The sequence below is a fragment of the Plantibacter sp. CFBP 13570 genome, assembly GCF_014841395.1.
In the GTDB taxonomy this organism is placed as follows: domain Bacteria; phylum Actinomycetota; class Actinomycetes; order Actinomycetales; family Microbacteriaceae; genus Plantibacter; species Plantibacter auratus.
In genome coordinates this window covers 1-491 of record NZ_JACYTW010000149.1, presented here as the reverse complement: position 1 = coordinate 491, position 491 = coordinate 1, and the positions used below count along the sequence as shown (strand labels likewise).

The following is a 491-nucleotide window of genomic DNA, read 5'->3' as shown; positions in this document are numbered from 1 at the left end:
CGGCCCAGCACATCGGCGAACCCCGTCACGGTGGGCGCGATCAGCACCGAGTACGCGAGGATCCATCCCTGGTGAGGGCCCACGATCATGCGCGCGATGTGTGGGGCGAGCAGGCCGAGGAAGCCGATGGGCCCGGCCGCCGCGGTCGCTCCGCCGGCGAGAAGGGCGATCGCGACGAGCGCGACGATCCGGATTCGGTTCGGGTGGGCTCCCATCGCGACGGCGGATGCTTCGCCGAGCGAGAGCAGGTCGAGTGATCGTGAGCTGAGCATCGCAAGGATCAATCCTGCGACGATGAACGGCACGATCGCGAGCGTCGCGTCGAGCGGTTGCGAGGCCGTGGTTCCGGCCGACCATCCGCGCATCTTCTGCAGGACCTCGGAGTTCGACAGCAACACGGCCGACGAGAACCCCGACAGCACGGCCCCAAGGGCAACACCCGACAGCGTCATGCGCACCGGGTTGCCGCGGGCCGAGCCGGTGTTGCCGAT

General features: G+C 69.0%; 1 protein-coding gene. It reads right to left on the bottom strand.

Annotation, left to right across the window (positions count from 1 at the left end):
* Positions 1-452 (bottom strand): iron chelate uptake ABC transporter family permease subunit (locus IFT89_RS19960; RefSeq protein WP_244650894.1); only part of this gene is annotated, 452 nt, incomplete at its 3' end.
* Positions 453-491: the final 39 nt, after the last annotated feature.